This window comes from Ewingella sp. S1.OA.A_B6, assembly GCF_049889095.1.
Lineage (GTDB): Bacteria > Pseudomonadota > Gammaproteobacteria > Enterobacterales > Enterobacteriaceae > Ewingella.
In genome coordinates this window covers 409843-435726 of the sequence record NZ_JBLJFK010000001.1, presented here as the reverse complement: position 1 = coordinate 435726, position 25884 = coordinate 409843, and the positions used below count along the sequence as shown (strand labels likewise).

The window sequence follows — 25884 nt, the reverse complement described above, 5'->3', positions numbered from 1 at the left end:
TCGAAGGGAACGGAACGGCGTAGGCGGCAGAAGACATGCTTAGAAGAAACAGCGTACAGGCAAAAAATTATTTCATAAAAAACTCCCGATTTCTTAATTATTGTCAACAACGGGTTAAAAGTGATCCACTTTTCATCATCACCAACGGTTCAATATTGATCCACCGTTTTACTCAGGATTAGCCTCTGCGATAATCCCTGCCTTTCTTTTTTGCTTTAACCGATAGCTCTCTCCTTTTATCTGAACAACATGTGAGTGATGTAAAATTCTGTCTAACATCGCGGACGTCAGAGCGGCATCTCCGGCGAACGTCTGATCCCACTGCCCGAACGGCAGGTTTGACGTCAGGATCATCGCGCTTTTTTCATACCGTTTGGCGATGACCTGGAAGAACAACTTAGCTTCCTCCTGGCTGAACGGCAGATAGCCGATCTCATCGATGATCAACAGCTTCGGAGCCATGACTCCCCGATGTAGCGTGTTCTTATAGCGCCCCTGTTTCTGCGCTGTTGAGAGCTGAAGCAACAGATCTGCGGCAGTCGTGAACCTTACTTTGATTCCCATCCGTACTGCTTCATAGCCCATCGCGATAGCAAGGTGCGTTTTGCCAACGCCTGACGGCCCCAGCAGTACGATATTTTCGTTTCGTTCGATAAAGCTCAGTGAACGCAGCGACTGTAGCTGCTTCTGAGGAGCTCCGGTGGCGAAGGTGAAGTCGTATTCTTCGAACGTTTTAACTGCCGGGAATGCTGCCATGCGCGTGTACATCGCCTGTTTGCGCTGATGCCGTGCCAGTTTTTCCTCATGCAGCAGGTGCTCCAGGAAGTCCATATAGCTCCATTCCTGCTCTGCTGCCTGCTGGGATAATGCCGGAGCTGCGCCGATGAGGCTGTCCAACTGAAGTTGTTCTGCCAGGGCCATTAGCCGCTGATGTTGAAGTTCAACCATCATGCCACTCCCCGACAGAAGCTGTCATAGACCGATAAAGGGTGATGTAGCGGATGGTTATCGAAGGTCGTTAGGGTGTCGGTTATTTGCACGTCGTGCATTTTCTTCTCCGGCGGCAGTGCCAACATAGTCTGTTGTTCTTCCAGCCACCGATCACATTGCCGAGTCTGGATCGTTTCATGTTTTCTCTGATTGGCCACCTCATGCAACCAGCGGAGCCCATGCCGGTTTGCTGTCTCCATATCGACAATGATGTCCATTGGCCGCAGGCGGGTCATCAGTGGGATGTAGAAGCTATTGCGGGCGTATTGCACCATTCGTTCCACTTTTCCTTTGGTTTGTGGCCGGAAGGGACGACACAGACGAGGCGTGAAGCCCATTTCTTTACCGAACTGCCAGAGAGAAGGATGGAAGCGGTGGCGGCCTGGTTGATAAGCATCGCGTTCCAGTACAACCGTTTTCATATTGTCGAACAGCACTTCGCGCGGGACGCCGCCAAAGAAGGTAAATGCATTACGGTGGCAGCTTTCCAGTGTTTCGTAGCGCATATTGTCGGTAAATTCGATATACAGCATCCGGCTATAACCCAGAACGGCGACGAAGGTATGCAGTGGGTTTTTACCGTGACGCATCGTGCCCCAGTCAACCTGCATTTGCTGTCCCGGTGAGGTTTCGAAGCGGACAACAGGATCCGGCGGAGCGGTAACAGCCAGAGAGCGGATATATTCCCTTAAAACGGTCATCCCGCCGCCGTAACCCTGCTCGCGGATCTCTCTTTCGATCACCGTAGCGGGAATTTTATAAGGGTGGGCATCCTGAATACGCATCCGAATATAATTACGGTGCTCATCCAGAACTGAGGTGGCACGAGGCCTTGGGGAATATTCTGGTAGCTCAGACTTTGCCTTAAGATACCGTTTGACAGTGTTCCGGGAGATGCCCAGTTTTTTGGCGATAGCGCGACTGCTCATTCCCTGCTTATGCAGGATTTTAATTTCCATAACTGTCTCAAAAGTGATCATAAGCTCTCCCTTGTTCAGGAGAGCAGATTAACCCCTGGATCAGATTTCAACCGTTGGGGTGGATCACTTTTGCACCGTTGGTAACAATTATTCACAGATTCATTACTCAGGCAGATAGCTGCCAGCCCTCTCAGAATTATTGTCTGGCTGGCAGATGTCCTCAGTGTTTAATATCCGATTCTGTCAGTGCGGTTCCTCCCCCCATGACTTTATATAGCGTTATCAGGTTTTCGTAATATTCCTGCTGAGTACTAATCAGTGACATCCTCGCTGTATAAAGCGTACGCTGAGCAATCAGTGCATTAAGCCAGCTATCGACCCCATTTCGGTAGCGAAGGTCCGCCAGGTTGTAATAGTTTTCAGCGGAGTTCACGTAATTCTGCTGGCCTGTTAGTTGATCATCTATGGTGCCTCGTCGTGCCAGCGCATTGGCTACCTCCTGGAACGCCGTCTGAACCGCCTTGTCGTATGCCGCCACGTAATATTCCTTTTGGGCTTTTGTGTAATTCAACTGCGAGGTGTTGTAGCCACCAGAAAAAATGGGCAGAGAGATGCTGGGAGAGAAGGACCAGACTCCGGCCCCGTGCTTAAACAGAGATGAAAGGTCGGAGCTGGCGGCCCCGCCACTTGCAGTAAGTGAAATGCTGGGAAAGAAATTTGCCCGGGCAGCGCCAATGCTGGCATTTGCAGACTTGAGATTATGCTCAGCTTCGAGAACGTCAGGCCGATTAAGTAAAACGTCAGATGATAGGCTCGCCGGTATTTCTCGGAATGCATGGGAAAGTGTATCAATGCCTTCAGGTAAAAGGTCGTCGGGCACTGTTTTTCCGACGACCAGATTGAGTGCATTTTTATCCTGAGCCACGCTGGTTGTATAACTGGCCACATCAGCAAGCGCAGATTGATACGTGGTATCTGCGGAAGAAACGTCCACCATTGATGCCGTTCCATAACGAAGCTGAGTCTGTGTAACGTGTAATGACTGACGCGCACTTTCAGCGGTTTGTTTTGCAACTGCAAGATTACTTCGGTCTGCAGCGAGTGTCAGCCAGTAGTCAACAGTGTTATAAAGCACGGTCAGGCGGGTACTTCGTGCTCCCTGAAGCGTACTGAGGTACGTCTCATACTGCTCACGTGTCAAACTCTGATTCTTACCAAACAAATCGAGTTCAAAGGAGCTGACACTGGCATCTCCCTCATAACTTGAGCTCAGTGCGGTCTTGTTACCCTCGCCTGTGAGCGAACGGGAGCGACTTCCGCTAAGTTCAGCGTTTACAGTCGGAAAGAGATTTGAGCGCTCTTCTCCATACTGAGCTCGGGCTGCTTTCACGTTGGCAACGGCCTCGCGCAGGTCCCGGCTGCTGTCAAGCGACATCACCACAACCTGCCTGAGTCGGGCATCCTGAATATAATCATACCAGCCTGTTTCACTATAGTTACCTGCACGGGCATTGCCCAGACGGGCATAACTTTCCCCCTGAGGGGACGCTGCCGGGACAGATAACTCCGGCCGGTTGTAATTTGGATCCAATGAAATGCAACCAGCCAGCAAGAGTGGGGAACATAAAATCAGAAGCTTAAAGGTCATTTTATTCTCCTTTCTCTTCAGCGGCACCACGTACGTCTTTACGATCAACCGGCACTCCCGGGACGATGCGTCTTACCAAAACGAAGAACAGAGGGACAAGGAATATGGCCAGAAGAGTGGCAGTGATCGTTCCGCCAACGATGCCGGTGCCTATTGCAACCCGGCTGTTTGCTCCCGCACCGGAAGACACGGCCAGCGGCAATACACCCGCGGTAAAAGCAAGGGACGTCATGATTATCGGGCGGAGGCGCATGGTCGCTGCATGAATAGCTGAAGGGATCAGATCTTCTCCTTTGCGATAATTCGCCTCGGCGAACTCCACGATGAGGATCGCATTTTTGGCGGAAAGCCCAATGATGGTCAGTAGCGCAACCTGGAAATAAACATCATTTTCCAACCCGCGCAGGGTGACAGCCAGGAGGGAACCCAAGACGCCAAGCGGAACGACCATCATGACGGAAAAGGGTACTGACCAACTTTCATAAAGGGCGGCGAGGCACAGAAACACCACAATCAAAGAAAGGCCGTACAGGGACATGGCCTGATTGCCGGAGAGTTTTTCCTGATAGGAAAGGTCTGACCAGGAATACGTCACACCGGAAGGTAACTTGCTGGCCAGTTTCTCCATTGCGGTCATAGCATCACCGGAACTGCTGCCAGAAGAGGCACTTCCCTGAATTTCATAAGAGGAAAGTCCATTGAAACGTGACAGTGAATCCGCGCCGAACACCCAGTGAGAAGATGCAAAAGAAGAAAACGGTACCATCGTGTTATTACCATTACTGTCGGTCCCGCGAACAAACCATTGGTCGATATCCTCCGGTTTTCCGCGATGTATTGCATCACCCTGCATATAGACTTTTTTCACGCGGCCGCGGTCAACGAAGTCATTAATATAGGTTCCCCCGATGGCAGCACTTAACGTGTCGTTAATATCACTGACCGATATGCCAAGAGATTGCGCCTTAGCATCATCAATATCGACCTGGAGTTGAGGAAGGTCAGGCAGGGTGTTCGCACGTACATTACTGAGAGTCGGGTCTTTAGCCGCCTCAGCAATCAGGTTATCCCGAAGCTTAATCAGCGTACTGCTATCAGTACCGGCGCGCGACTGCAGCTCGAAGGTGAAACCATTTGATTGCCCGAGTCCGGAAACGGCCGGTGGTGTCAGTACAAAAATCTGTGCATCCCTGATCCCCGCCAGGTTCGTCATGGCGCGTCCGGCAATAGCGTCAGCACTATTGTTACTTCCTTTACGATCATCCCAGTTTTTGAGGGCAACAAAACCGACGCCAGCATTTTGACCGCTTCCTCCAAAGCTGAAACCGTCAACAAGCATGTTGACATTAACGTTATCTTTCTCTTTGGTTTGAAAATACTGCTGTATCGCTTTGCGCACTTCCCGGGTACGGTTTTCAGTCGCGCCGGGAGCCAGCGTGTATTGCACCATGATATATCCCTGGTCTTCGGTCGGGAGAAACCCGGTGGGCAGCCGCATATACATAACGGCACATCCCAGTAGGATCACGCCGTAGAGAATGAAGAATCGCACCGGACCGTGAATCACATGACCGACACCATTCTGGTATCGCCCCTGAATTGCGCTGTACTTGCGGTTAAACCAGCCAAAGAAACCTTTATCAACACTTTGCTGGTTATGGGGTTTCAGCAATGTTGCACACAGTGCAGGTGTGAGTGTGAGAGCCACTATCACAGACAGCACCATAGACGAGACGATGGTTATGGAGAATTGCCGGTAGATAACGCCCGTAGAGCCGCTGAAAAAGGTCATCGGCAGGAAAACAGCGGAGAGTACCATCGCAATCCCTATGAGTGCTCCGGTGATCTCTCTCATCGATTTTTCAGTGGCCTCGCGTGGATGCAAATTTTCCTCACGCATCACGCGCTCAACGTTTTCGACGACGACGATCGCGTCATCCACCAGCAAACCTATCGCCAGCACGATGCCAAACATCGTCAGGGTATTGATGGAATAGCCAAATGCTGAAAGCACGCCAAACGTTCCCAATAGCACAACAGGAACAGCGATAGCCGGGATTAACGTAGTGCGAATATTCTGCAGGAATATAAACATTACAATGATGACAAGCAGGATCGCCTCGACGAGGGTTTTAACAACTTCCTTAATGGACACTTTAACGAAGTCAGTACTGTCAAGGGGATAGGCAACGACATAGCCAGCCGGCATGTCTGCCTGAAATTCAGCCACTGTTTTTTTGACTTCTTCAGCCGTCGAAAGCGCATTAGCGCCCGATGCCAGCTGAACCGCAAGCCCTGCAGAGGGGTGGCCGTTTGCGAGGACGTTAACACTATAATCCTCATCACCCATTTCAACCCGGGCCACGTCAGAAAGACGCACCGCTGAACCATCAGCTTTACTCTTGATAACGATATTACGAAATTGCTCTGGTGTTTGAAGGCGGGAGCGCGAGCGGACTGTGGCGACTAATTGCTGTTCATTGTTTGACGGCGTCGCACCTAGCTGCCCGGATGAGACCTGCGTGTTTTGGCTTTCAATGGCAGTCTGCACGTCAGAGGGCATGAGAGAAAAGGCAGCCAGTTTTACGGGGTCAAGCCAGATGCGCATGGCGTATTCTGAGCCAAACACCTGTACACCGCCTACGCCTGAAACGCGTGCAAGAGAGTCTTGAATATTACTGACCAGATAGTCAGCAACATCGGCTGAGGTGCTTTTATCTGTCTTGTCATAAATCGCCATGATAAGCAGGAAGTCACTCTGCGCCTTTTCAACCGTCACGCCTTGTGATGTTACGGCGTCCGGCAGACGGCTTTCTGCCCGCTGAACTTTATTCTGCACCTGAACCTGAGCGATATCCGGATCGGTACCCTGTTTAAAGGTAACCGTGATTTTAACCTGGCCGGTTGAAGCAGTACTTGACGCTGAGAAATAAAGAAGGCCATCAAGACCGGTGAGTTCTTGCTCAATAACCTGGGTCACGCTGCTTTCGAGAGTTTCAGCTGATGCACCCGTGTAAGTTGCCTCGATACTAATCTGAGGCGGCGCCACGTCTGGATACTGGGCAATCGGCAGGTTGTTAATGCTGATAATACCAAACAGCATAATGACAATTGCAATGACCCATGCAAATACAGGGCGTCTGATAAAAAACTGTGCCAGCATGCTTACTTGCCTCCGGTTACGTTGTTGGAAGCCTCGTTCGCAGCTGTGCTGCCAACCTCTGTTGTTTTAACTTCCATACCGGCCTGAACCTTGCCAGTCCCCTCCGTTATCAGACGTTCACCCGCCTGAAGGCCGCTAGTAATCAGCCATTTATTGCCCACCACGCCTTCAGTAGTGACCTGCCGACTTTCAACTTTATTGTCTTTATCGACGACCAGGGCAGTGGCATCGCCTTTGGCGTCACGCGTAATACCCTGTTGAGGAGCCAGAATGACATCATTGCGTACTCCCTGGCTCACGGATGCCCTGACGTACATGCCCGGAAGGAGTTCATGTTCCTGGTTCGGAAAAACGGCTCTGAGCGTGACGGAGCCCGTAGATTCATCGACTGACACCTCTGCCAGCTCAAGCTTACCGACGCGCTGGTATTTTGTGCCATCTTCCAACGTTACAGTGACGGGTACAGTTTCTTCTTTTTGGCCTGAGCGTTGCTGTTTCCTCAGTTTCAAAAGCTGTGTGCTGGACTGAGTCAAATCGACATAAATAGGGTCTAGTACTCTGATCGTTGCCAGCGCATCGGTCTGACTCGCAGTGACTAATGCACCTGGGGTAACTGATGAAATACCGATACGGCCTGAAATTGGCGCTTTTATCTGGGTATATTCAAGATCAAGGCGTGCGCTTTGCGCAGCAGCCCGGTACTGCGCCACCGATGCAACATTCTGCTGGTAGGTCGCTGCGGCGTCGTCTGCATCCTGACGGGTTACGCCTTTTTCTCGGAGCAACGCGGCGTAGCGTTCAGCTTTAAGCTTGCTGCTTTTCACCACGGCAATGGCATTATTCATTTGCGCAACCGCTTCATCATAACTGGCCTGATAGGTGGCTGGATCAATCTGATAAAGAACCTGGCCTGCCTGAACTTCGTCCCCTTCCGTGAAGAGTCTTTTCTTTATGATGCCACCGACCTGTGGCCTGACATCAGAAACCATCGTTCCGGTGACGCGTCCAGAAAGTTCACTGTAGAGGGTAACGGATTCAGACTTTAGGGTGACGACACCCACATCTGTAGGCATGGAATCCATCCCTGGCATCCCGGCATTCTTCTGGTCACAACTGACTGTCAAAAGCACGAGTCCCGTTATAAATAATTTTTTGTAAAGCATAAGCAGACAGACCCTTAGTGAACGTTCATTCTCAATCTGAAACTTTATCAGTCCGCATAAAAAACGTACGTAAGTAATACGAAAAGAGCGTGCGCGAAAATTGAAAATTGAAGGAGGATGAGAGGGATATCAGAAGGAGTTTGACAGGATACTGTTAGGTAATATCAAGAATGCGAAAGGGGTCTGTGCAAGCCAAAAACTCTCATGCAAGATGCACAAACTTTACTCTGCTGGTGGATCTGTCATGAAAAAAAAACTCACTTTGCTTTGTGTTATTGTCATTCCCACCACCTCAATGGCTTCTGCAAACACTAATGAATTGAGCATAGGTGCCGGCGCCGCGATTACGCAGAGCCCGTACAAAGGTTATGACAACACTGTCCAGCCCGTTCCGCAAATCATGTATGAGGGAAACAACTTTTGGGTACATGGCCTCGGTGCAGGGTATTACCTGTGGAATACAGATGAAGACAAATTGTCAGCGACGGTTTACTGGGCTCCTTTTAAGTTCAAATCAGACGACAGCAGCAATCAGCAACTGAAACAACTCGATAATCGCAAGTCAACCGCCATGGCTGGATTGACGTATACCCACACGACAGCTTATGGCTTTCTACGGGCTGCTTTGGCGGGCGATATGCTTGGAAACAGCGATGGTTTGACAGGGAATCTGGGCTGGATATATCCATGGAGCGTCAGCGGCATTAATTTTCTTTCCGGCGCAGGATTGGAATTTTCCGATTCTCGACAGAACAATTACTACTATGGAATATCGCAGAAAGAGTCACGCAAGAGTGGTCTGAGTGCCTATGATGCAGGAAACAGCTGGTCACCCTTTCTGGAGCTCAATGCGGCGTATTCAATCAATAAAGACTGGAAAGTTAACGTCGCGCTTCGTTACCTTCACCTTTCTGATGAAGTCACAAATAGCCCAATGGTTGATAAATCCTGGACAGGACTCCTGTCAACAGGTGTGACTTATACCTTCTGATATGATGCGGCTAAGTTGGACTTCTCTTGATATTTTAGCTGAGGAGTCATATTGCGAATGCGCATCAGGCCTGATGCTTTTTACTGATATCGGCAGGCCCACCTGCGGCATTAAGCGCAGCTGGCCGTATCGAATGGCAGGGTATCAAGCAAAGTTAAAGGCGCAGATGTCGCGTAAAGGAAACTGCCTGGATAATGCTGTGATGGAGAACTTCTTCGGTACGCTGAAATCGGCGTGTTTTTACCTGAGTCAGTTCAGCAGCCTCAGCGAACTGAGGAAGGCGATAGAGGAATATATCCATTACTACAACAACAAAAGAATAAGCCTGAAATTAAAAGGCCTGAGTCCGGTAGAATACCGAACCCAGGCCCTGAAAGCCGCTTAACATGAACTGTCCAACTTTATGGGGTCAGTCCACACGTTTCCTTAAGCGGGCTTTTTGCTTTGTGATTTCAATCATCGAAACCGGTCAATACATCTCAAATGTCGAATCGATCCAGATTCATCACCTTGGTCCAGGCCGCTACAAAGTCTTTAACAAACTTTTCTTTGGCGTCAGCGCTGGCATAAACTTCTGCTGAAGCACGTAATACGGCATTCGAACCAAACACCAGGTCGGCACGCGTGGCGGTAAATCTGACCTCTCCGCTGAGGCGATCGCGTCCTTCGAAACGTTCTCCGGAGGAGTCGGTTGCTTTCCATTCGGTGCGCATATCAAGCAGATTTACGAAGAAGTCAGCGTTAAGCTCACCCACTTTGTTGGTGAAAACGCCGTGCTGATTGCCATCGTAATTCGTTCCAAGAGCCCGTAATCCACCGACGAGTACCGTTAATTCCGGCACGGTGAGCGTAAGCTGCTGAGCCTTGTCGATCAGCAGATTTTCAGTCGAGGTACTGCCAGCAACACCGCGATAGTTACGGAAACCATCCGCTTTTGGTTTAAGCAATTCGAACGATTCAATATCAGTCTGATCCTGACGGGCATCCACACGACCTGCGGTGAAAGGCACTTCAACCTCGATGTTCACCGCTTTCGCTGCCCGTTCAACGCCCACTACGCCAGCCAGAACGATGACATCCGCCAGAGAGGCTTTCTGGGATGACTGTTGAATACCTTCCAGAGTAGGCAGTACGCGAGCCGCAATGGCATTAACATCCCACTCTCTTTGTGGAAGCAGCGCCAGCCGTGCACCGTTGGCACCTCCGCGTTTGTCACCACCACGGAAGGTGGAAGCCGAAGCCCAGGCTACCGAGGTCAGTTCACCAACGGTAAGGCCGGAACCAGCGATCTTTTCTTTCAGCAGCGCGATATCGGCGACGGTTGGGTGATATGCCGGTACCGGCAGCGGGTCTTGCCAGATTAAGTCTTCTTTTGGCACTTCAGGCCCGATATAACGCGATTTTGGCCCCATATCTCTGTGGGTCAGTTTGTACCACGCTCTGGCAAAGGCTTCGTTAAAGGCCTGTGGATCGCCATGGAAACGACGCGATATCTTCTCAAACTCCGGGTCGAAACGAAGCGTCAGATCGGTGACCAACATGGTCGGTTTATGTTTTTTCGAAGAGTCAAAAGCATCAGGAATAATATCTGGCGCATTGACCGCTTCAAACTGAATAGCACCCGCAGGACTGCGCGTCTGTGCCCATTCATATTTGAAGAGGTTTTCGAAGAAGTAATTGCTCCACTGCGTTGGTGTCTGAGACCAGGTCACTTCCAGACCGGAGGTTATGGCATCAGACCCGGCACCGGTTCCATGACTGCTTGCCCAGCCCAGACCTTGCGCTTCAATAGGGGCAGTTTCAGGGTCAACACCGACATGACTGGCAGGAGCAGCGCCATGCGTTTTACCCAACGTATGGCCACCGGCGATTAACGCAACAATCTCTTCATCGTTCATCCCCATATTGCCGAAGGTGGCTCGGATAGCCGGGGCTGCCGAGGCAGGATCACCACTGTGATTTGGGCCTTCAGGATTGACGTAAATAAGCCCCATCTCCGTTGCACCCAACGGCGATTGAGCCAGGGATTCAGGATGGCGGTGTTCAAGCCAGGTTGTCTCGTCGCCCCAGTTTACATCCAGATCTGGCTCCCAAACGTCTTCGCGCCCGGCACCAAAACCGAAAGTGCGGAAACCGGAGTTTTCCAGAGCGACGTTACCCGCAAGAATATAGAGGTCGGCCCAGGAAATTTTTTGACCGTATTTTTGCTTCACCGGCCACAGTAAACGGCGCGCCTTGTCGAGGCTCACATTATCTGGCCAGGAGTTTAACGGTGCGAAGCGCTGCTGACCTCGTCCGGAACCACCACGCCCGTCGACCGAGCGGTAAGTCCCTGCGCTGTGCCACGCCATGCGGATGAAAAGACCAATATAGCTGCCCCAGTCGGCGGGCCACCACGGCTGCGACTCAGTGAGCAACGCTTTAAGATCGGCTTTGAGCGCAGGATAGTCTAACTTGGCGAATTCCTGGCGATAATCAAAAGTGTCGCCCAACGGATTGGCGCGATTTGAGTGCTGACTCAGCAGGTCGACTCTTAACTGTTTAGGCCACCAGTCTCGATTATTTGTCCCGCCGCCAGCAGCTTTAATAGGGTTTCCTTCATGAAAAGGACATTTACCGGCAGATGCTTCCCTTTCTGCTTCAACAATAGGCTTTGCGTCTTTTGCTTCTTCATCATTATTAGGATTGCTCATAGTTATACTCCTTTTATGGATTATCATTGCCACTCTATATGTGGACTTAACTAAGTCATACCTGAATCACCCTATGTATTTGATAGTTCTTTCCTTAGAGTTTACGCGTTCATTTTGTTGGTTTTGACAATGAAGGCATTCTCCCCTTGATTCTATATTAGTCCGGTACTGGCGAGGGCGATCCCCGTCAGAGGATCCAAATGAGAAAAGCCCGCTTAAGAGAACTTAAGCGGGCTTTTCATTATTGATATCTCTATGTGACAACGACCCTATCAATCATAATATTCAGGCGCGTGCCTGAACGTTGGCCAGGCATCCGGATCATGGCCTGTCACCACTTGCGCGCCTGTGCGGTTCGCCAACATGCGCATCTTCTGCACCGAGCGCACAGCCTCAACGGCTGAGGACATGAATCCCGGCAGCGCTTTCTCATCCCAGTGATCCATAGTATATGCTGCATCGATAGTCAGCAGCAGCGAGCCGGAGTTGGGCAAAGTGACCAATATTGACTGATGCCCGGGTGAATGACCGGGTGTAAATACCGTCTTCAGCGTACCGTCGCCATAGATATCATAAAAATCATTGCCCTCGCCTTCCAGAAACTCCCATTTCAGACCCGGTCGGTCAAAGTCGTTTCTGATATACCCTCCCGCAGCAAACCAGTCGGGAGTAAAAGCATATTCGTACTCGCGGCGCTGAACAATGTGTGTCGCATTGGGGAAGCGCCCAATCGCGCCGGTGTGATCGAGATGCAGGTGCGACTGCAACACATAGCGGATGTCTTCAGGATTGATCCCCATATTTTTGAGCTGCGCAACACAGCCCTGATCTTCACGCATTACCGGCCAATAAACATCGGTGATCCCGCCCCAATAGCCTTTGGGATCGGTGGCGGTTTCCACGGCATTACCCCCATCAATCAGCGTATGACCATCTGGATGAGTCAGCAGGAAAAACGGGACGGGGATTTCGTAATCGGCCCCAACTCCCTGATTCATTTTGATGTTGTGGACTTTGCATTTTAGCGAACCAGTTTGAAACATATATAAGCGAATATCGGTCATTTTATTATGTCCTTTCACGTTTCACTTCGTAGGGTGTTGGCGATGGTGATCAAAAAGCTTCCTGGTAAAGCGCCAAAGCGTCAGCCTCTTTTACCTCGACCGGATTATTGGTCAGAAGGCGGGTCTGTTTCATCGCGTCTGAGGCCAGCAACGCCAGCGTATCCTCTTTCACCCCGACGTCGCGTAAACGTCTCGGCGCACCGCTTTCATCCATGATGCTGATCATTGCATCAATAAACGCGTTGCAACGCGTCTGTACGTCTCCTTCGCCGCCCACGTTGAGTACGTCAGCCAGTTCCCCATATAACGGTGCCGCAACTTTGGCGTTATAACGCAGCACTGCACCAAGCATCAGCGCATTCGAGAGACCGTGGGGAATGTGGTAATGGCCGCCAAGCGGATAAGCCAGCGCGTGTACCGCAGCCACCGGTGAGTTAGCGAAAGCCTGACCGGCCAGGGTTGCACCCAATAGAATGGACTCGCGTGCCTGGCGGTTGGAACCGTCACGACAGGCCGTGACCAGATGTTTGGAAATCAGGCGTAATGCTTCACGTGCCAGCGCATCGGACATCGGATTCTTTTTGTGTTTGCTGGTGTAAGACTCAATGGCATGAACCATTGCATCAATACCCGTCGCGGCGGTATGTGTCGCAGGTAATCCAACGGTTAATTCCGCATCCAACAAAACAAAATCACAATAGAGCTGGCGGGAAACCACGCCCATCTTGGTGGTTTCGCCCGTGGTGAGAATGGCAATATTGGTCACCTCCGAGCCCGTACCCGCGGTAGTGGGGATCTGCACCAGCGGCAATCGTTCGCCCTGAACATTATCAATACCGTACAACCCACTGAGATCTTGTTCGGAGTGCGCCAGAATTGCCGTCAGTTTTGCCACATCCAGCGACGACCCACCGCCAAGACCAATCACGATATCGATGTGCTGCTCCTGGGCAAGACGTGCAGCTTCAAGGACGATAGCTTCCGGCGGATCAGCAATCACCCGGTCGAAAACCACCACATCGAACCCATGTTCGCGTAGGTTCTTTTCCACCGGCTCTAATAAGCCTGCTTTTACCAGCCCGCCATCTGTCACAATCAGCGCTTTACGGGCAGTAAAACGGCCAGACAGGATCTCGCCCAGGCGTTGCGCACCTGACCATTCCACCAGCATCGATGGCACTGTTCTGAATTCAAAGGGCTTCATAGCATCTGACATAATACTTTCCCTCTTTCCTGGTGATTTAACGTGGGTGAGTTTTCATCGTAAAGCGCGATATTCACCCTACAGATGTACAGAAATATTTAATCTCAAGATATTCGTCGATACCGTATTTTGAACCTTCTCTGCCGATCCCTGACTGTTTCATTCCTCCAAACGGTGCGACTTCGTTGGAGATAAGCCCGGTGTTATGACCGACCATGCCATACTCCAGCGCCTCCGCGACCCGCCACATTCTTTTGCTGTTTTCGGTAAAGAAATACGCCGCCAGACCGAATTCAGTGTCATTAGCCATTGCCACCGCCTCTTCTTCCGTATCAAAACGGAACAGAGGTGCAACAGGGCCGAAAGTTTCTTCCCGCGCAATCAACATGTCGCGAGTGACGTTGACGAGCACCGTTGGCTCAACAAACAGGCCACCAGACGTGTGCCGGTGGCCGCCCACCAATACCTCACCGCCCTTATTTTTTGCATCCTGAATGTGGCTCTCGACTTTAGCTACCGCATCCTCATCAATAAGCGGGCCAATCAGAACGCCCTCTTCAGCGCCGTTGCCTACCGTAAGCCCCCTGACTCGCTCCGCCAGACGCTGTGCAAACCGATCGTAAATACCGGACTGCACCAGAAAACGGTTAGTACATACGCAGGTTTGACCGGCATTGCGGAACTTGGATTGCACCGCGCCTTCAATGGCTGCCTCAATATCCGCGTCATCAAAAACGATAAATGGCGCGTTACCACCCAGCTCCAGGGAAACGCGCTTCACCGTTGGTGCGCACTGGGCCATCAGCAGACGTCCGATCGGCGTTGAGCCGGTGAAAGAGAGTTTTCTAACCACATCACTCTTCGTCAACACGCCGCCAATGATTTTTGCATCGCCCGTGACGATTTGCAGAACCCCCGCCGGGATCCCCGCACGTATCGCCAGTTCGCCCAACGCAAATGCGGTCAGCGGTGTTTGTTCTGCGGGTTTGACGATCATTACGCAGCCCGCAGCCAGCGCAGGCGCGGCTTTACGGGTGATCATCGCCGCAGGGAAGTTCCAGGGAGTGATCGCAGCACAGACACCCACCGGTTGTTTCAGTACCATCAGGCGCTTATCAGACTGCGGCGAAGGGATCATGTCGCCGTAAGTACGCTTGCCCTCTTCGGCAAACCAATCAATAAATGACGCGGCATAGGTCACTTCTCCACGGGACTCTGCCAGGGGTTTGCCCTGCTCTGCGGTCATGATTGCGGCAAGATCAGCACTGTTTTCAGTGATGAGATCAAACCAACGACGTAATACCACGCAGCGCTCTTTGGCGGTTTTCTGACGCCAGAGTAAAAAAGCCTGCTGCGCGACGGAGATCGCCTCTTCGATAGCTGCCTGTGCAAGCTGGGGAACATTGGCTACTATCTCGGCAGTCGCTGGGTTCGTTACTGGATAGGTTGCGCCGTCGGCAGCAGAACGCCATTCTCCTGCGAGAAGGCAGGCTTCCTTGAACAAGGATGGATCGCGTAAATTGAGCATGTTTCCCTCCTGGGAATTTATCTTTTATCTTTACAAGTTCAGTATATTGAACTAAATTCACTGTATTGAATTGTGAACAAGAATCGAGCAAACGTCAAATTACTGTTAAAAAAAGTGAGATCCATGCCGAAAAATGCACAGACAGAGACGTCCGGAAACAGTGCGCCAGCATTACGACGTGCCATACAAATTCTGGATGCAGTAAGTGAACTTCCCACTCCTCCAACCTTTACTGAGATCGTAGCGATACTCGGCCTGCCTAAAAGTTCTGCACACGGCCTATGCGCCGCGCTGGTGGATTTGGGAATGTTGATTCGTACTGACGCGGGGACCTATCGGGTAGGGGCGCGTGTAATGCATTGGGCTAACGCCTTTCTTAGCCAGACAGGTCTGGTCGAGGAATTCCAGCGACTCTTGCAAGAACGGCGCGAACTGGGTGACTTCACCGTCACCCTGACGGTATTGGATGGACAGCAAGTCGTTTACGTCGCCTGCTCCAACAGCAAGGCCGCGTTGGGGTTTACATTCCGTATCGGAATGCGCCTCCCCGCCCCCTTTACCGCAACCGGCAAAGCGATTCTCAGCACCCTGAATGATGAGGATATCTGTCGTCGCTTTGATACTGACTGGCCTCAGCCGCTTACGGCTCACAGCGTGGCGTCACTCGAACCGTTATTACGAGAATTAGCGCTCGCCCGCCAACGTGGCTATTCGATAGATGACGGACAGGTCCGTGAAGGGATGTTCTGCATTGGTGCCCCGGTTCATGATTTTTCAGGTCACGTCGTGGCGGGTCTGGCCGTGAGTATGTTGGAACAGGAAGCTTCCGCATCAACCGTCGATACTATCGGCTGTAAACTGGTGGATATTGCCGCTTCCCTTTCGGCCAGACTGGGCAGGGTTATATAGGATTGACGGTGTGAATCTGATAACCCGGCGAATATATTCTCAGTGCAGCACGTCCCTTTGGAATATTTACAAAACACATTGATTTTTTTACTTAAGTAATTAATTTCGCATCCAAAAAAGAGAGATAACGCACCATTTCCCGGTTCGCTGGCTGCTAGTATTTAGGCTCACTCATTAGCTTTGATAAGGTAATGACAGCATTACTCAGCTTACTTAAAAGGAGTTTTAGGTGAACAAGATTATGTCCCTGGTCGCGTTGCTGATGACGATGTGCTCGACATTTCAGGTCTTTGCTGCGTGTCAGCAGGATGATGACCATATCCCTGAAAGCACATACTATGACGGTACTTATCACGCCGGAAAATGAGTTTTCTGGTTTATTACGTGATAGTAAAATTGCCTGAGAGTAAAAAGCCGCACTGATTATTCAGGGCGGCTTTTGTCTTTGGCAACGCCAGTGCTATAAATCACTCTCCGCCTGATATTTGCCATAAGGAACGCCCATGTCTGCCAGGATCCACTGTGCCATCCTTGATGATTACCAAAATGTAGCGCTGTCTTTTGCCGACTGGTCACCGCTCAGAGATCGTGTTGAAATCCAGGTTTTGAGCCAACATATTGCTGATGAGACGCAGTTGGCAGCAGCCATTGCTGACGCTGAGATCGTGATCATCATGCGTGAGCGCACGCCCTTTAACGCATCACTGTTTGCCCGCCTGCCGAAACTCAAACTGCTTATCACCTCGGGAATGCGCAATGCTTCGGTTGATATGGCGGCAGCGAAATCTTACGGCGTGACAGTATGCGGAACCGGCAGCAGCGGCAGTGCGCCGGTCGAGTTGACCTGGGCACTGATCCTCGGGCTGGCGCGGCATCTGATCGAGGAAAACACCTCGCTGCGCCATGACGGCCCATGGCAGAGCACGGTCGGTTTTGGTCTGAGTGGCAAACGTCTGGGACTGATCGGGCTGGGGAAAATGGGTCAGAAGATGGCGGTGATCGCGCAGGCTTTTGGTATGCACGTAGTGGCCTGGAGCCAGAACCTGACCGCAGAGCGCGCTGCACTTTGCGGCGTCGATTTTGCCGACAGTAAAGAAGCACTGCTAGCCAACAGCGACGTGGTATCGATTCATCTCGTATTAAGCGAACGCACCCGCGGATTGCTCGACGCGGCCGATCTGGCGCTGATGAAGTCCTCGGCCCTGCTGATTAACACCTCGCGGGCTGCCATTGTCGACCAACCGGCCCTGATTGCCGCACTTGAAGCTGGCAGCATCGGTGGTGCAGGCCTGGATGTATTTGACGTAGAACCGCTGCCCGCCGGTCATCCACTGCGCACGCTGCACAACGTGCTGTCGACGCCGCATCTGGGATACGTCGCTGATGGGAATTATCAGACCTACTTCACCGAAGCCGTCGAAAATATCGAGGCATTTCTGGCCGGTGAACCCTTGCGAGTATTGAGTTAACTCAAATTCTGTTACGTGCCCGGCATTTCGACACTTGGCAGTTGCCATCCACCAGCATTCATGACCATTATGCGAACTCCATTTACATTTAGTTACGCCTAATGATTAATGTTGCTTTGATTGATGACCACGTGGTGGTGCGCTCCGGTTTTGCTCAACTGCTTGGCCTTGAACAGGATATCCAGATCGTCGGCCAGTATGCGTCGGCGGCCAGCGCCTGGTCGTCGCTGCTGAAAATGAATATTGACGTGGCGGTGATGGATATCGCTATGCCAGACGAAAGCGGGCTTAGCCTGTTGACCAGACTGCGGCAACAACGCCCGGATTTTCGCGCCATTATCCTCAGCATTTATGACACCACGGCCTTCGTTCAAAGCGCACTCGACGCCGGTGCCGGAGGTTACCTCACCAAACGCTGCGGTCCGGAAGAGCTGGTGCAGGCGGTGCGCACAGTGCACGCCGGTGGCCGATACCTGTGTTCCGACGCCCTGCTGGCGCTGCGGCAAAGTCAGCAAACGCCAAAAGCATTACAGTCGCTCACGCCGCGTGAGCGTGAAGTGTTTGACCTGCTGGTTAACGGACTGAGCGTTAAAGCCATCGCTGAACAGCTGGCACTGAGCCATAAGACCGTCCACGTTCACCGCGCCAATATCCTCGGTAAACTCCAGTGCGACACCACCGTCGAGCTGGTGCATTTCGCTATTCAACATCAACTCCTCGCCGCAAGTTAACCTGTGCGAAAAATAGGGCTGACGTTACTGCTGGCGATGTTCTACAGCCTGTGCTGGCTGGCACTCTGGTCGATCAGTTTTTACCTGACTCAAAACGGTCAGCAGGCGATGCTGTTGTTGCCGCAAGGCCTGCGGCTGGCACTGATGACGCTGCTCTCGCGCCGTTACTGGCCGGCTATGCTGATGTCAGAAATGAGTATCGCCGTCTGGCTACACAGCGAGCAGTTGCAAACACACTGGATTATTCTGCTCTCACCGCTGCTAAGCCTGATCCCCGCAGCGTTGGTGCAGCACGTCTGGCGGCGTTTTACGCTCTACTGGCAGCGCCTGCTGTTGCTGCTCGCGGCGGTAGCCGGCAACAGCCTGCTGCAAATGGCGGTCCCCGGCCTGTGGCTGAGTTCACCACTGAGCCAGACCCTGCTCGCCTCCTTCACCGGCGGGATTTTGCTGACGCCGTTTATCTATTTGATTTACGAATACCTCAAACAGCAGCATCTGCAAAATCTGCTGGCACAGGAGATCCCCGACCCACCGCTGCGCACCTCCTTGCTTATCTGGTGCTCGTTGTTCTTCGCCCTTGCCGTATGTTTGCAAATGAGCCTCGCGCCAGAAGTCGAACGGCTGTTGATCATTCTGGTCTTCCTGCCCAACGTAGTGATGGCTTACGCCTTTGGCTGGCAAGGCGGCGTGCTGGCAGCGGTGCTCGGCAGCCTGATGATCACCGTTACCCGCCAGATGAGCGGCGCCTTCAATGATTTACTCGAGCTGGAACTGTTTCTGTCCACGCAGGCACTGCTCGGCATTGGACTGGGGATCGCCATCAGTCGTCAGCAGCAGCTAGCCTCGCACCTCAACCGCTACCGTTTACAGCTTGAGCAGGAACTGCATACCCGCCGGCAGTTGACCGAACGGCTGGTGCATACCGAAGAAGCGGTGCGCAAGGAGATCGCCCGTGAACTGCATGATGAAATCGGCCAGAACATTACCGCAATTCAAATTCAGGCGATGTTAGTTGACCGCAGCCCGCACGGCCCGGCAACCCACAGCGCGGCCAGGCAGATCGGCGAGCTATCCCAGCGAATTCACCACACCACCCGCCAGCTTTTACGCCAGTTGCGCCCGCCGGTACTGGATGAAATGGCCCTCGACAAAGCGCTGCACCATCTGGCTGATGAGTTCGCCTTCGCCCAGCAGGATATCGATTTCCAACTCAACTACCAGCTCGCTACCGTCCCCACCGACGACACGCTGATTTTCACGCTCTACCGGTTGGTGCAGGAGTTGCTCAATAACATTAATAAACACGCCAGCGCCACGCGAGTGCGCGTCAACCTGACGCAGCAAAATCAGATGCTGGTACTTGAAGTCATCGACAACGGTATCGGCTTTACCCACCCCGTCAAAGAAGGCTTCGGGCTGCGCGGTATCGAAGAACGGGTGCGCGCACTGGGGGGTGAATGGCTGCTTGAGCAACATCAGGGCACCCGCATAAGTGTTAAGTTGCCCACAGATTTGCAAACATTCCGCCCCGACTAGGACTAATTCCTAGTCATCTAAAACCTTGTCTCATCCGCTGCATAAAACGTCCACCTACACTCGCCTCATCAGTTGGAGAAAACCATGACAGCCACGCCGTTGTCCGCCACACAAGTGGATAAAAACTACCGTTACTGGCGCGTTCATTTGTTGCTGTCGATGGTCATTGGTTATGCCGCGTTCTACCTCACCCGCAAGAGCATCAATTTCGTCATGCCGGTGATGCAACTGGAACTGGGCCTGACCAAAGGGGATATCGGCCTGCTGGGGACGCTGTTTTATCTGGCCTACGGTGGTTCGAAGTTTGTCTCGGGGATTTTCAGTGATCGCACCGGTGCGCGCTGGTTTATGGGCGTTGGCCTGCTAATGACCGGGGTGCTGAATATTACGTTTGCCTTCTGCCACTCGCTGCCCGCGCTGTTGATCGTGTGGACACTGAACGGATTCTTTCAGGGCTGGGGATGGCCACCGTGTGCCCGACTGCTGACTCACTGGTATTCGCGCAACGAACGCGGGTTCTGGTGGGGCTGTTGGAATACGTCGATCAACATCGGCGGCGCGGCGGTTCCGCTGCTATCCGGGCTACTGGCCTCTCTGTGGGGCTGGCAGGCGGCGCTGCTGGTACCGGGCGCTGTGGGGATTATGCTCGGGCTGTGGCTATGCCGACAACTGTGCGGAACGCCGCAACAGCAGGGTTTGCCAACGGTGGGCGAATGGCGGCGCGACCCGCTGGAACTGCGCCAGGAGCAGCAAAGTCCGCCAATGAGCATGATGCTAATTCTGCGCCAGACCATTTTGCAAAACCGGACTATCTGGCTGCTCGGGGTCTCTTATGTGCTGGTCTACCTGATCCGCATCGCGCTGAACGACTGGGGCAACATCTGGCTGGCGGAGAATCACGGCGTTAATTTACTCAGCGCCAACGCCACGCTATCGCTGTTCGAACTCGGCGGATTGCTCGGCGCGCTGTTCGCCGGATGGGGCTCCGATCTGCTGTTCCGGGGCCAGCGGGCGCCGATGATTTTACTGTTTTCACTCGGCCTTTTTTTGACTGTCACCGCCCTGTGGCTCGCGCCGGTACACCACTTCGGGCTGTTGGCATTGAGTTTCTTCAGTATCGGTTTTTTTGTTTTCGGACCGCAAATGTTGATAGGTCTGGCGGCAACAGAATATTCACACAAAGACGCGGCAGGCACAGTGACGGGGTTTCTCGGGCTGTTTGCTTACCTCGGCGCCGCGCTGGCGGGATGGCCGCTGGCAGTGGTGATGCAACATTATGGTTGGTCCGGATTTTTCGCTGCTCTGACAATGGCTTCCGCCTGCGTCGGGCTGCTGCTGATGCCGATGATGATGGCTGGGATCAGCAAGCGTGAACTCAATTCCGTGCCGCCGGATAACTGACAACGTTCCTCTGTTCCACCCTATAAAAAATAAAAGGTAACCGCCATGAAACTGACTCTGCTCCATACCACCCTTGCCGCTGCCGTGGCCCTGACTGCGCTGACCGGCGCCGCTCAGGCCAAAGGCCGTCTGGTGATTTATTGCAGTGCCACCAACGCCATGTGTGAAGAAGAAGCCAAAGCATTTGGCGAGAAGTACGACGTCAAAACCTCGTTCCTGCGCAACGGCTCAGGCAGCACGCTGGCGAAAGTCGAAGCCGAGAAGAAAAACCCGCAGGCTGACGTCTGGTACGGCGGCACGTTGGATCCGCAATCCCAGGCCGGTGAAATGGACCTGCTACAGCCTTACAAATCCCCGAATCTCGACCAGATCATGCCGAACTTCCGTGATCCGGCTAAACGCAAAGGCAACTACTCGTCGGCGGTCTATATCGGCATTCTGGGGGTCGGCGTGAACACTAACCGCCTGAAAGAGAAAAATCTGCCCGAGCCGAAATGCTGGAAGGATCTGACCAATCCGATTTACAAGGGCGAGATCCAGATTGCCGATCCGCAAAGTTCCGGCACGGCCTATACGGCGCTGGCGACTTTCGCGCAGCTGTGGGGCGAGGATCAGGCCTTTGATTACCTGAAAAAGCTCAACACCAATATTTCGCAGTACACCAAATCGGGTATTGCGCCTGCACGTAACGCCGCCCGCGGCGAAACCGCAATTGGCATCGGCTTCCTGCATGATTACGCACAAGAAAAAGAGAGTGGCGCACCGCTGAAATTGATCTCACCTTGCGAAGGCTCAGGCTATGAAATCGGCGGCGTCAGCATCCTCAAAGGCGCACGTAACCTCGATAACGCCAAACTGTTCGTTGACTGGGCGCTGTCAAAAGACGCGCAAGAATTGGCATGGAAAAAAGGCCAGTCCTACCAGATCCTGACCAACACCACCGCAGAAACCTCGCCTAACTCACTGAAAATGAGCGACCTGAAGCTGATCAATTACGACATGGACAAATACGGTGCATCCAATATGCGTAAAGAACTGATCACCAAGTGGGTTAACGAAGTGAAGATGGGCAAAGAGACACAATAAAGCCCACGTCATTCATTGAATGGACATGATTTACTCCTTCCCCTCGAGAGAAGGGAAGGAGTAAGACCACTTTTGCATTTTTCGCCAACACCTTTTCTCTATCACTAAGGGGACAAAATGTCTCATGCACTCATCCTGCCCGGAGTCCAGCGTCGGGACCCGGTTTTCGCCTGGCTGGGACTGATTCTGGCGGCCTTCGTGCTGCTGCCCGCCTGGAGCCTGGACTACGGCTTGATGGACTCTTCACAAGAGGAAATTCTTGCCGCCTATGGTTGGTCGGGGCTGAATATCAGCCTGCTGTGGCTGCTGTTGCCGGCGGTTTTGCTGTTCCGCCCGCACTATGCACAACGGCTGGAAGCCCGCCGCCGCCATCAGTTCGACGCGGCCTGGTCGGTATTCTGTGCGCTGTTCATGATTGTCAGCGCCACGCTGGTCGGACGCGGTCTGGGCTATGGCAGCATCGGCATTTTCATTGCCCTCGGCGCAGTCTGTACGCTGGCGCTGTCTCGTTTAGAGTGGCTGGGTGGTGACCGTTTTGTGCTCGGATCGCTTATTTGCATCATCGCGATGATCGGCGTGTTTATCATCTTCCCGAGCATTGCGATCTTTATCCCCATGTTTACCAACGACGCCGGTGAGCTCGCGCCGCTGGCCTTTATGGCAGTACTGGGTCAATCGCATATTTTGCAGGTGATCTGGAACTCGTTCCTGCTGTCCATCGCCGTCGGCATTGGTTGTACCTTCTTCGGACTGGTGCTGGCGATTTACACCACCCGAATCGCTAAACGCTCGGCTATTATCGGCCGGATATTCTCGATTCTGCCGATCGTCACCCCACCGTTTATTGTCGGTCTGGGCGTAACACTGATGATGGGTCGCTCCGGTTACGTCACGGAACTGATGGCGGACTGGTTCGGCCTGACCAATACCAACTGGCTCTACGGTTTCACCGGTATCTGGCTGGCACAGGTGCTGGCTTTTACGCCAATGGCCTTTATGATCCTTGATGGTGCAATCAAAACTATTCATCCGTCACTGGAAGAGGCTTCATATACGTTACGTGCCAGCCGCTGGCAGACCTTCCACCGCGTATTCCTGCCGCTGCTGAAACCGGCGCTGGCGAATGCGTTCCTGATTGTCATTGTCCAGTCTCTGGCCGATTTTAGTAACCCGCTGGTGCTGGGCGGTAACTTCGACGTGCTGGCGACGCAAATCTACTTCTACATCACCGGCGCACAGCTGGATTATCAGGCCGCCAGTACGCTGGGCGTCATTTTGCTGGTGTTCTCACTGCTGGTGTTCTGTGTGCAGTATATGTGGATTGGTAAACGCTCCTACGTCACCATTTCGGGCAAAACCTCGCGCGGCGACGTTCAACCGCTGCCAGTGACGTTGGTATGGGGCGTGACGCTGTTGCTGGCGGTGTGGGTAGCCTTCAATGCTCTGCTCTATGGCAGCATTTTCTACGGCAGTTTCACCGTTAACTGGGGTGTGGATTACACCCTGACCTTCGCCAACTTCACCAAGTTGTTTGGACAAGGCTTCAGTGACGGTGCCTGGCCTTCGCTGCTCGACACCCTGCTCTACGCCGGTATCGCCGCACCGATCACCGCGTTGTTCGGTTTGCTGATCGCTTACATCGTGGTTCGCCAGCAGTTTCGGGGCAAAAAGACCATCGAGTTCAGCACAATGCTGTGCTTCGCGGTGCCGGGCACCGTGGCCGGGATCTCCTACATTTTGGCCTTTAACAGCGCACCGGTTTATCTGACCGGTACAGCAGCCATTGTGATTATCTCGATGGTAATGCGTAACGTGCCGGTGGGGATCCGCGCCGGTATTGCCGGGCTTGGGCAACTGGATAAATCGCTGGATGAAGCCTCGCTCAGCCTGCGCGCCGGGTCGATGCGTACCGTGATCTACATTCTGTTGCCGCTGCTAAGACCGGCGATCCTCTCTGCGCTGATTTACAGCTTCGTACGCGCCATTACCACCGTCAGTGCCATTGTGTTCCTGGTCACGCCCGATACTCGCGTGGCGACCGCCTACATTCTCAATCGGGTAGAAGATGGGGAATACGGCGTGGCGATTGCCTACGGCTCAATACTGATCGTGGTGATGTTAGCGATCATTTTCATCTTTGACTATCTGGTTGGCGAAGCGCGTATTTCCCGCTCAAAAGCCAAAACAGGCCAATAATTTCGGAGCGACTTTTTATGACCCTAACCACTGAAAACCCAACCCGAAGCGCGCCGGCTGAAACCGCCAAAAGCTTTGTGGAACTGAAGAACGTCGCCAAGCGTTTTGGCAACAATACCGTGCTGGAAGGTCTGAATTTGGCTATTCCGCAAGGTAAAATGGTCACCCTGCTCGGCCCATCGGGCTGCGGCAAAACGACCGTGCTGCGTATGGTCGCCGGGCTTGAGAAGCCGAGCGAAGGACGAATTTTTATCGACGGCGAAGACGTGACCGACCGCTCTATCCAGCAGCGTGATATTTGTATGGTGTTTCAGTCTTACGCGCTGTTCCCCCATATGTCCCTCGGGGAAAATATCGGTTATGGGCTGAAAATGCTCGGTCGGCCAAGAGCTGAAATCCGCGAACGAGTGCGTGAGGCGCTGTCGCTGGTCGATCTGGATGGTTTTGAGGATCGCTATGTGGATCAGATTTCAGGTGGTCAACAGCAGCGCGTCGCGCTGGCCCGTGCACTGATCCTCAAACCAAAGGTATTGCTGTTCGATGAACCGCTGAGCAACCTTGATGCCAACCTGCGCCGCAGCATGCGTGAGAAGATCCGTGAACTGCAGCAGCAGTTCAACATCACCTCACTGTACGTTACGCACGACCAAAGCGAGGCTTTTGCAGTGTCCGACACCGTGCTGGTGATGAACAAAGGCCAAATCATGCAGATTGGCGCGCCGCAGGAACTCTACCGCCAGCCTGCCTCACGCTTTATGGCGAGCTTCATGGGTGACGCCAATGTGTTTCCGGCCGATTTGCACCGCGAGACGGTGGAGATCTTCGGCTATCACATTATGAAACCGACTGACTTTGCCGCAGGTCTGCAACAATGCACGGTCGGCGTGCGCCCGGAAGCCATTACCCTTAGCTTGCAGGGTGACGACAACCAACGTTGTACCATCACGCACGTAGCCTACATGGGGCCGCAGTATGAAGTGACGTTGGACTGGCACGGGCAATCGTTGCTATTACAGGTCAATGCCACGCAGTTGCAGCCAAGTGCAGGCGATGCCTTCTTCCTGCAAATTCATCCGTATGGCATGTTCGTCCTGCCGTAAGGCGTGAGCTGGCCGTTCAGTTTTCAGAGAGTAAGAAACAGAAAGCAAAAGGCCTCATCGCAACAGTGATGAGGCCTTTTAAAATGTTAATC

19 protein-coding genes and 1 pseudogene are annotated in these 25884 nt (G+C 52.8%); 11 read left to right on the top strand and 9 right to left on the bottom strand.

All coding sequences use genetic code 11. The annotated features are described in order from the left end of the window. Positions 1 to 168 precede the first annotated feature (168 nt). The 5 genes from istB to ACMV8I_RS01965 all read right to left on the bottom strand — a co-directional run bounded on the left by istB (position 169) and on the right by ACMV8I_RS01965 (position 7884). Complete coding sequence (gene istB, locus ACMV8I_RS01985) at positions 169 to 951, bottom strand: IS21-like element helper ATPase IstB (RefSeq protein WP_420285125.1); 783 nt, start codon at positions 949 to 951, stop codon at positions 169 to 171. Then, positions 948 to 1970, bottom strand: a complete 1023-nt coding sequence (gene istA, locus ACMV8I_RS01980; protein WP_498863546.1) for an IS21 family transposase — start codon at positions 1968 to 1970, stop codon at positions 948 to 950. The genes istB and istA overlap by 4 nt, the downstream gene beginning before the upstream one ends. A gap of 160 nt (positions 1971 to 2130) precedes the next feature. Further along, a complete protein-coding gene (locus ACMV8I_RS01975; RefSeq protein WP_498863545.1) occupies positions 2131 to 3558 on the bottom strand; it encodes an efflux transporter outer membrane subunit in 1428 nt (475 codons plus the stop codon). Position 3559: 1 nt separating this feature from the next. After that, a complete protein-coding gene (locus ACMV8I_RS01970) occupies positions 3560 to 6721 on the bottom strand; it encodes an efflux RND transporter permease subunit (RefSeq protein WP_498863544.1) in 3162 nt (1053 codons plus the stop codon). A 2-nt stretch (positions 6722 to 6723) separates the two neighbouring features. Next, positions 6724 to 7884 (bottom strand): efflux RND transporter periplasmic adaptor subunit, encoded by a 1161-nt coding sequence (locus ACMV8I_RS01965; protein ID WP_498863543.1) that lies wholly within the window; start codon positions 7882 to 7884, stop codon positions 6724 to 6726. A 244-nt stretch (positions 7885 to 8128) separates the two neighbouring features. Between ACMV8I_RS01965 and ACMV8I_RS01960 the strand changes: the two genes are divergently transcribed. Next, complete coding sequence (locus ACMV8I_RS01960) at positions 8129 to 8875, top strand: MipA/OmpV family protein (protein WP_498863542.1); 747 nt, start codon at positions 8129 to 8131, stop codon at positions 8873 to 8875. 115 nt (positions 8876 to 8990) lie between these two features. Then, positions 8991 to 9260: pseudogene (locus tag ACMV8I_RS01955) on the top strand (transposase); the annotation flags it as partial. 94 nt (positions 9261 to 9354) lie between these two features. Here the strand turns inward: ACMV8I_RS01955 and katG are convergent. From katG to ACMV8I_RS01935, 4 genes are all read right to left on the bottom strand, one after another. Beyond that, a complete protein-coding gene (gene katG, locus ACMV8I_RS01950) occupies positions 9355 to 11568 on the bottom strand; it encodes a catalase/peroxidase HPI (RefSeq protein ID WP_498863541.1) in 2214 nt (737 codons plus the stop codon). Between the two features lie 272 nt (positions 11569 to 11840). Further along, positions 11841 to 12632 carry an AttM family quorum-quenching N-acyl homoserine lactonase gene (gene attM, locus ACMV8I_RS01945; protein ID WP_498863540.1) on the bottom strand — a complete coding sequence of 264 codons (792 nt, stop codon included), beginning with the start codon at positions 12630 to 12632 and terminating at the stop codon, positions 11841 to 11843. Between the two features lie 49 nt (positions 12633 to 12681). After that, positions 12682 to 13848 carry an iron-containing alcohol dehydrogenase gene (locus tag ACMV8I_RS01940; RefSeq protein ID WP_498863539.1) on the bottom strand — a complete coding sequence of 389 codons (1167 nt, stop codon included), beginning with the start codon at positions 13846 to 13848 and terminating at the stop codon, positions 12682 to 12684. A 61-nt stretch (positions 13849 to 13909) separates the two neighbouring features. Continuing rightward, entirely contained in the window at positions 13910 to 15364 is a 1455-nt protein-coding gene (locus tag ACMV8I_RS01935; protein ID WP_498863538.1) for an NAD-dependent succinate-semialdehyde dehydrogenase, read from the bottom strand. Positions 15365 to 15487: 123 nt separating this feature from the next. Here ACMV8I_RS01935 and ACMV8I_RS01930 point away from each other — a divergent pair, with 123 nt between their 5' ends. The 9 genes from ACMV8I_RS01930 (at position 15488) to fbpC (ending at position 25792) form a co-directional block, all read left to right on the top strand. Continuing rightward, positions 15488 to 16273 carry an IclR family transcriptional regulator gene (locus ACMV8I_RS01930; RefSeq protein WP_498863537.1) on the top strand — a complete coding sequence of 262 codons (786 nt, stop codon included), beginning with the start codon at positions 15488 to 15490 and terminating at the stop codon, positions 16271 to 16273. A gap of 229 nt (positions 16274 to 16502) precedes the next feature. Continuing rightward, positions 16503 to 16640, top strand: a complete 138-nt coding sequence (locus ACMV8I_RS01925) for a hypothetical protein (protein WP_497232681.1) — start codon at positions 16503 to 16505, stop codon at positions 16638 to 16640. 136 nt (positions 16641 to 16776) lie between these two features. Further along, positions 16777 to 17742 carry a D-2-hydroxyacid dehydrogenase family protein gene (locus ACMV8I_RS01920; protein WP_498863536.1) on the top strand — a complete coding sequence of 322 codons (966 nt, stop codon included), beginning with the start codon at positions 16777 to 16779 and terminating at the stop codon, positions 17740 to 17742. Between the two features lie 101 nt (positions 17743 to 17843). Next, positions 17844 to 18473 (top strand): response regulator, encoded by a 630-nt coding sequence (locus ACMV8I_RS01915; RefSeq protein ID WP_498863535.1) that lies wholly within the window; start codon positions 17844 to 17846, stop codon positions 18471 to 18473. Positions 18474 to 18476: 3 nt separating this feature from the next. After that, complete coding sequence (locus tag ACMV8I_RS01910; RefSeq protein ID WP_498863534.1) at positions 18477 to 20009, top strand: MASE1 domain-containing sensor histidine kinase; 1533 nt, start codon at positions 18477 to 18479, stop codon at positions 20007 to 20009. Positions 20010 to 20093: 84 nt separating this feature from the next. Next, positions 20094 to 21410 carry an MFS transporter family glucose-6-phosphate receptor UhpC gene (gene uhpC, locus ACMV8I_RS01905; protein ID WP_498863533.1) on the top strand — a complete coding sequence of 439 codons (1317 nt, stop codon included), beginning with the start codon at positions 20094 to 20096 and terminating at the stop codon, positions 21408 to 21410. A gap of 45 nt (positions 21411 to 21455) precedes the next feature. Then, the gene (locus ACMV8I_RS01900) at positions 21456 to 22496 is read left to right on the top strand and encodes an ABC transporter substrate-binding protein (protein WP_498863532.1); all 1041 of its coding nucleotides are present in this window, start codon (positions 21456 to 21458) and stop codon (positions 22494 to 22496) included. A gap of 117 nt (positions 22497 to 22613) precedes the next feature. Next, positions 22614 to 24692, top strand: a complete 2079-nt coding sequence (locus ACMV8I_RS01895; RefSeq protein WP_498863531.1) for an ABC transporter permease — start codon at positions 22614 to 22616, stop codon at positions 24690 to 24692. 17 nt (positions 24693 to 24709) lie between these two features. Continuing rightward, positions 24710 to 25792, top strand: coding sequence for a ferric ABC transporter ATP-binding protein (gene fbpC, locus ACMV8I_RS01890; RefSeq protein WP_498863530.1), 1083 nt, complete (start codon positions 24710 to 24712; stop codon positions 25790 to 25792). The last annotated feature ends 92 nt before the right edge of the window (positions 25793 to 25884 follow it).

What these genes read in the sequence shown, in the direction of transcription:
- ACMV8I_RS01920 (WP_498863536.1), top strand. Translation starts at nt 16,777, where the DNA reads ATGTCTGCCAGGATCCACTGTGCCATCCTTGATGATTACCAAAATGTA.
- istB (WP_420285125.1), bottom strand. Translation starts at nt 951, where the DNA reads ATGATGGTTGAACTTCAACATCAGCGGCTAATGGCCCTGGCAGAACAA.
- ACMV8I_RS01915 (WP_498863535.1), top strand. Translation starts at nt 17,844, where the DNA reads ATGATTAATGTTGCTTTGATTGATGACCACGTGGTGGTGCGCTCCGGT.
- attM (WP_498863540.1), bottom strand. Translation starts at nt 12,632, where the DNA reads ATGACCGATATTCGCTTATATATGTTTCAAACTGGTTCGCTAAAATGC.
- ACMV8I_RS01895 (WP_498863531.1), top strand. Translation starts at nt 22,614, where the DNA reads ATGTCTCATGCACTCATCCTGCCCGGAGTCCAGCGTCGGGACCCGGTT.
- ACMV8I_RS01930 (WP_498863537.1), top strand. Translation starts at nt 15,488, where the DNA reads ATGCCGAAAAATGCACAGACAGAGACGTCCGGAAACAGTGCGCCAGCA.
- ACMV8I_RS01935 (WP_498863538.1), bottom strand. Translation starts at nt 15,364, where the DNA reads ATGCTCAATTTACGCGATCCATCCTTGTTCAAGGAAGCCTGCCTTCTC.
- fbpC (WP_498863530.1), top strand. Translation starts at nt 24,710, where the DNA reads ATGACCCTAACCACTGAAAACCCAACCCGAAGCGCGCCGGCTGAAACC.
- ACMV8I_RS01940 (WP_498863539.1), bottom strand. Translation starts at nt 13,848, where the DNA reads ATGTCAGATGCTATGAAGCCCTTTGAATTCAGAACAGTGCCATCGATG.
- ACMV8I_RS01960 (WP_498863542.1), top strand. Translation starts at nt 8,129, where the DNA reads ATGAAAAAAAAACTCACTTTGCTTTGTGTTATTGTCATTCCCACCACC.
- ACMV8I_RS01970 (WP_498863544.1), bottom strand. Translation starts at nt 6,721, where the DNA reads ATGCTGGCACAGTTTTTTATCAGACGCCCTGTATTTGCATGGGTCATT.
- katG (WP_498863541.1), bottom strand. Translation starts at nt 11,568, where the DNA reads ATGAGCAATCCTAATAATGATGAAGAAGCAAAAGACGCAAAGCCTATT.
- ACMV8I_RS01965 (WP_498863543.1), bottom strand. Translation starts at nt 7,884, where the DNA reads ATGCTTTACAAAAAATTATTTATAACGGGACTCGTGCTTTTGACAGTC.
- ACMV8I_RS01975 (WP_498863545.1), bottom strand. Translation starts at nt 3,558, where the DNA reads ATGACCTTTAAGCTTCTGATTTTATGTTCCCCACTCTTGCTGGCTGGT.
- uhpC (WP_498863533.1), top strand. Translation starts at nt 20,094, where the DNA reads ATGACAGCCACGCCGTTGTCCGCCACACAAGTGGATAAAAACTACCGT.
- ACMV8I_RS01900 (WP_498863532.1), top strand. Translation starts at nt 21,456, where the DNA reads ATGAAACTGACTCTGCTCCATACCACCCTTGCCGCTGCCGTGGCCCTG.
- istA (WP_498863546.1), bottom strand. Translation starts at nt 1,970, where the DNA reads ATGATCACTTTTGAGACAGTTATGGAAATTAAAATCCTGCATAAGCAG.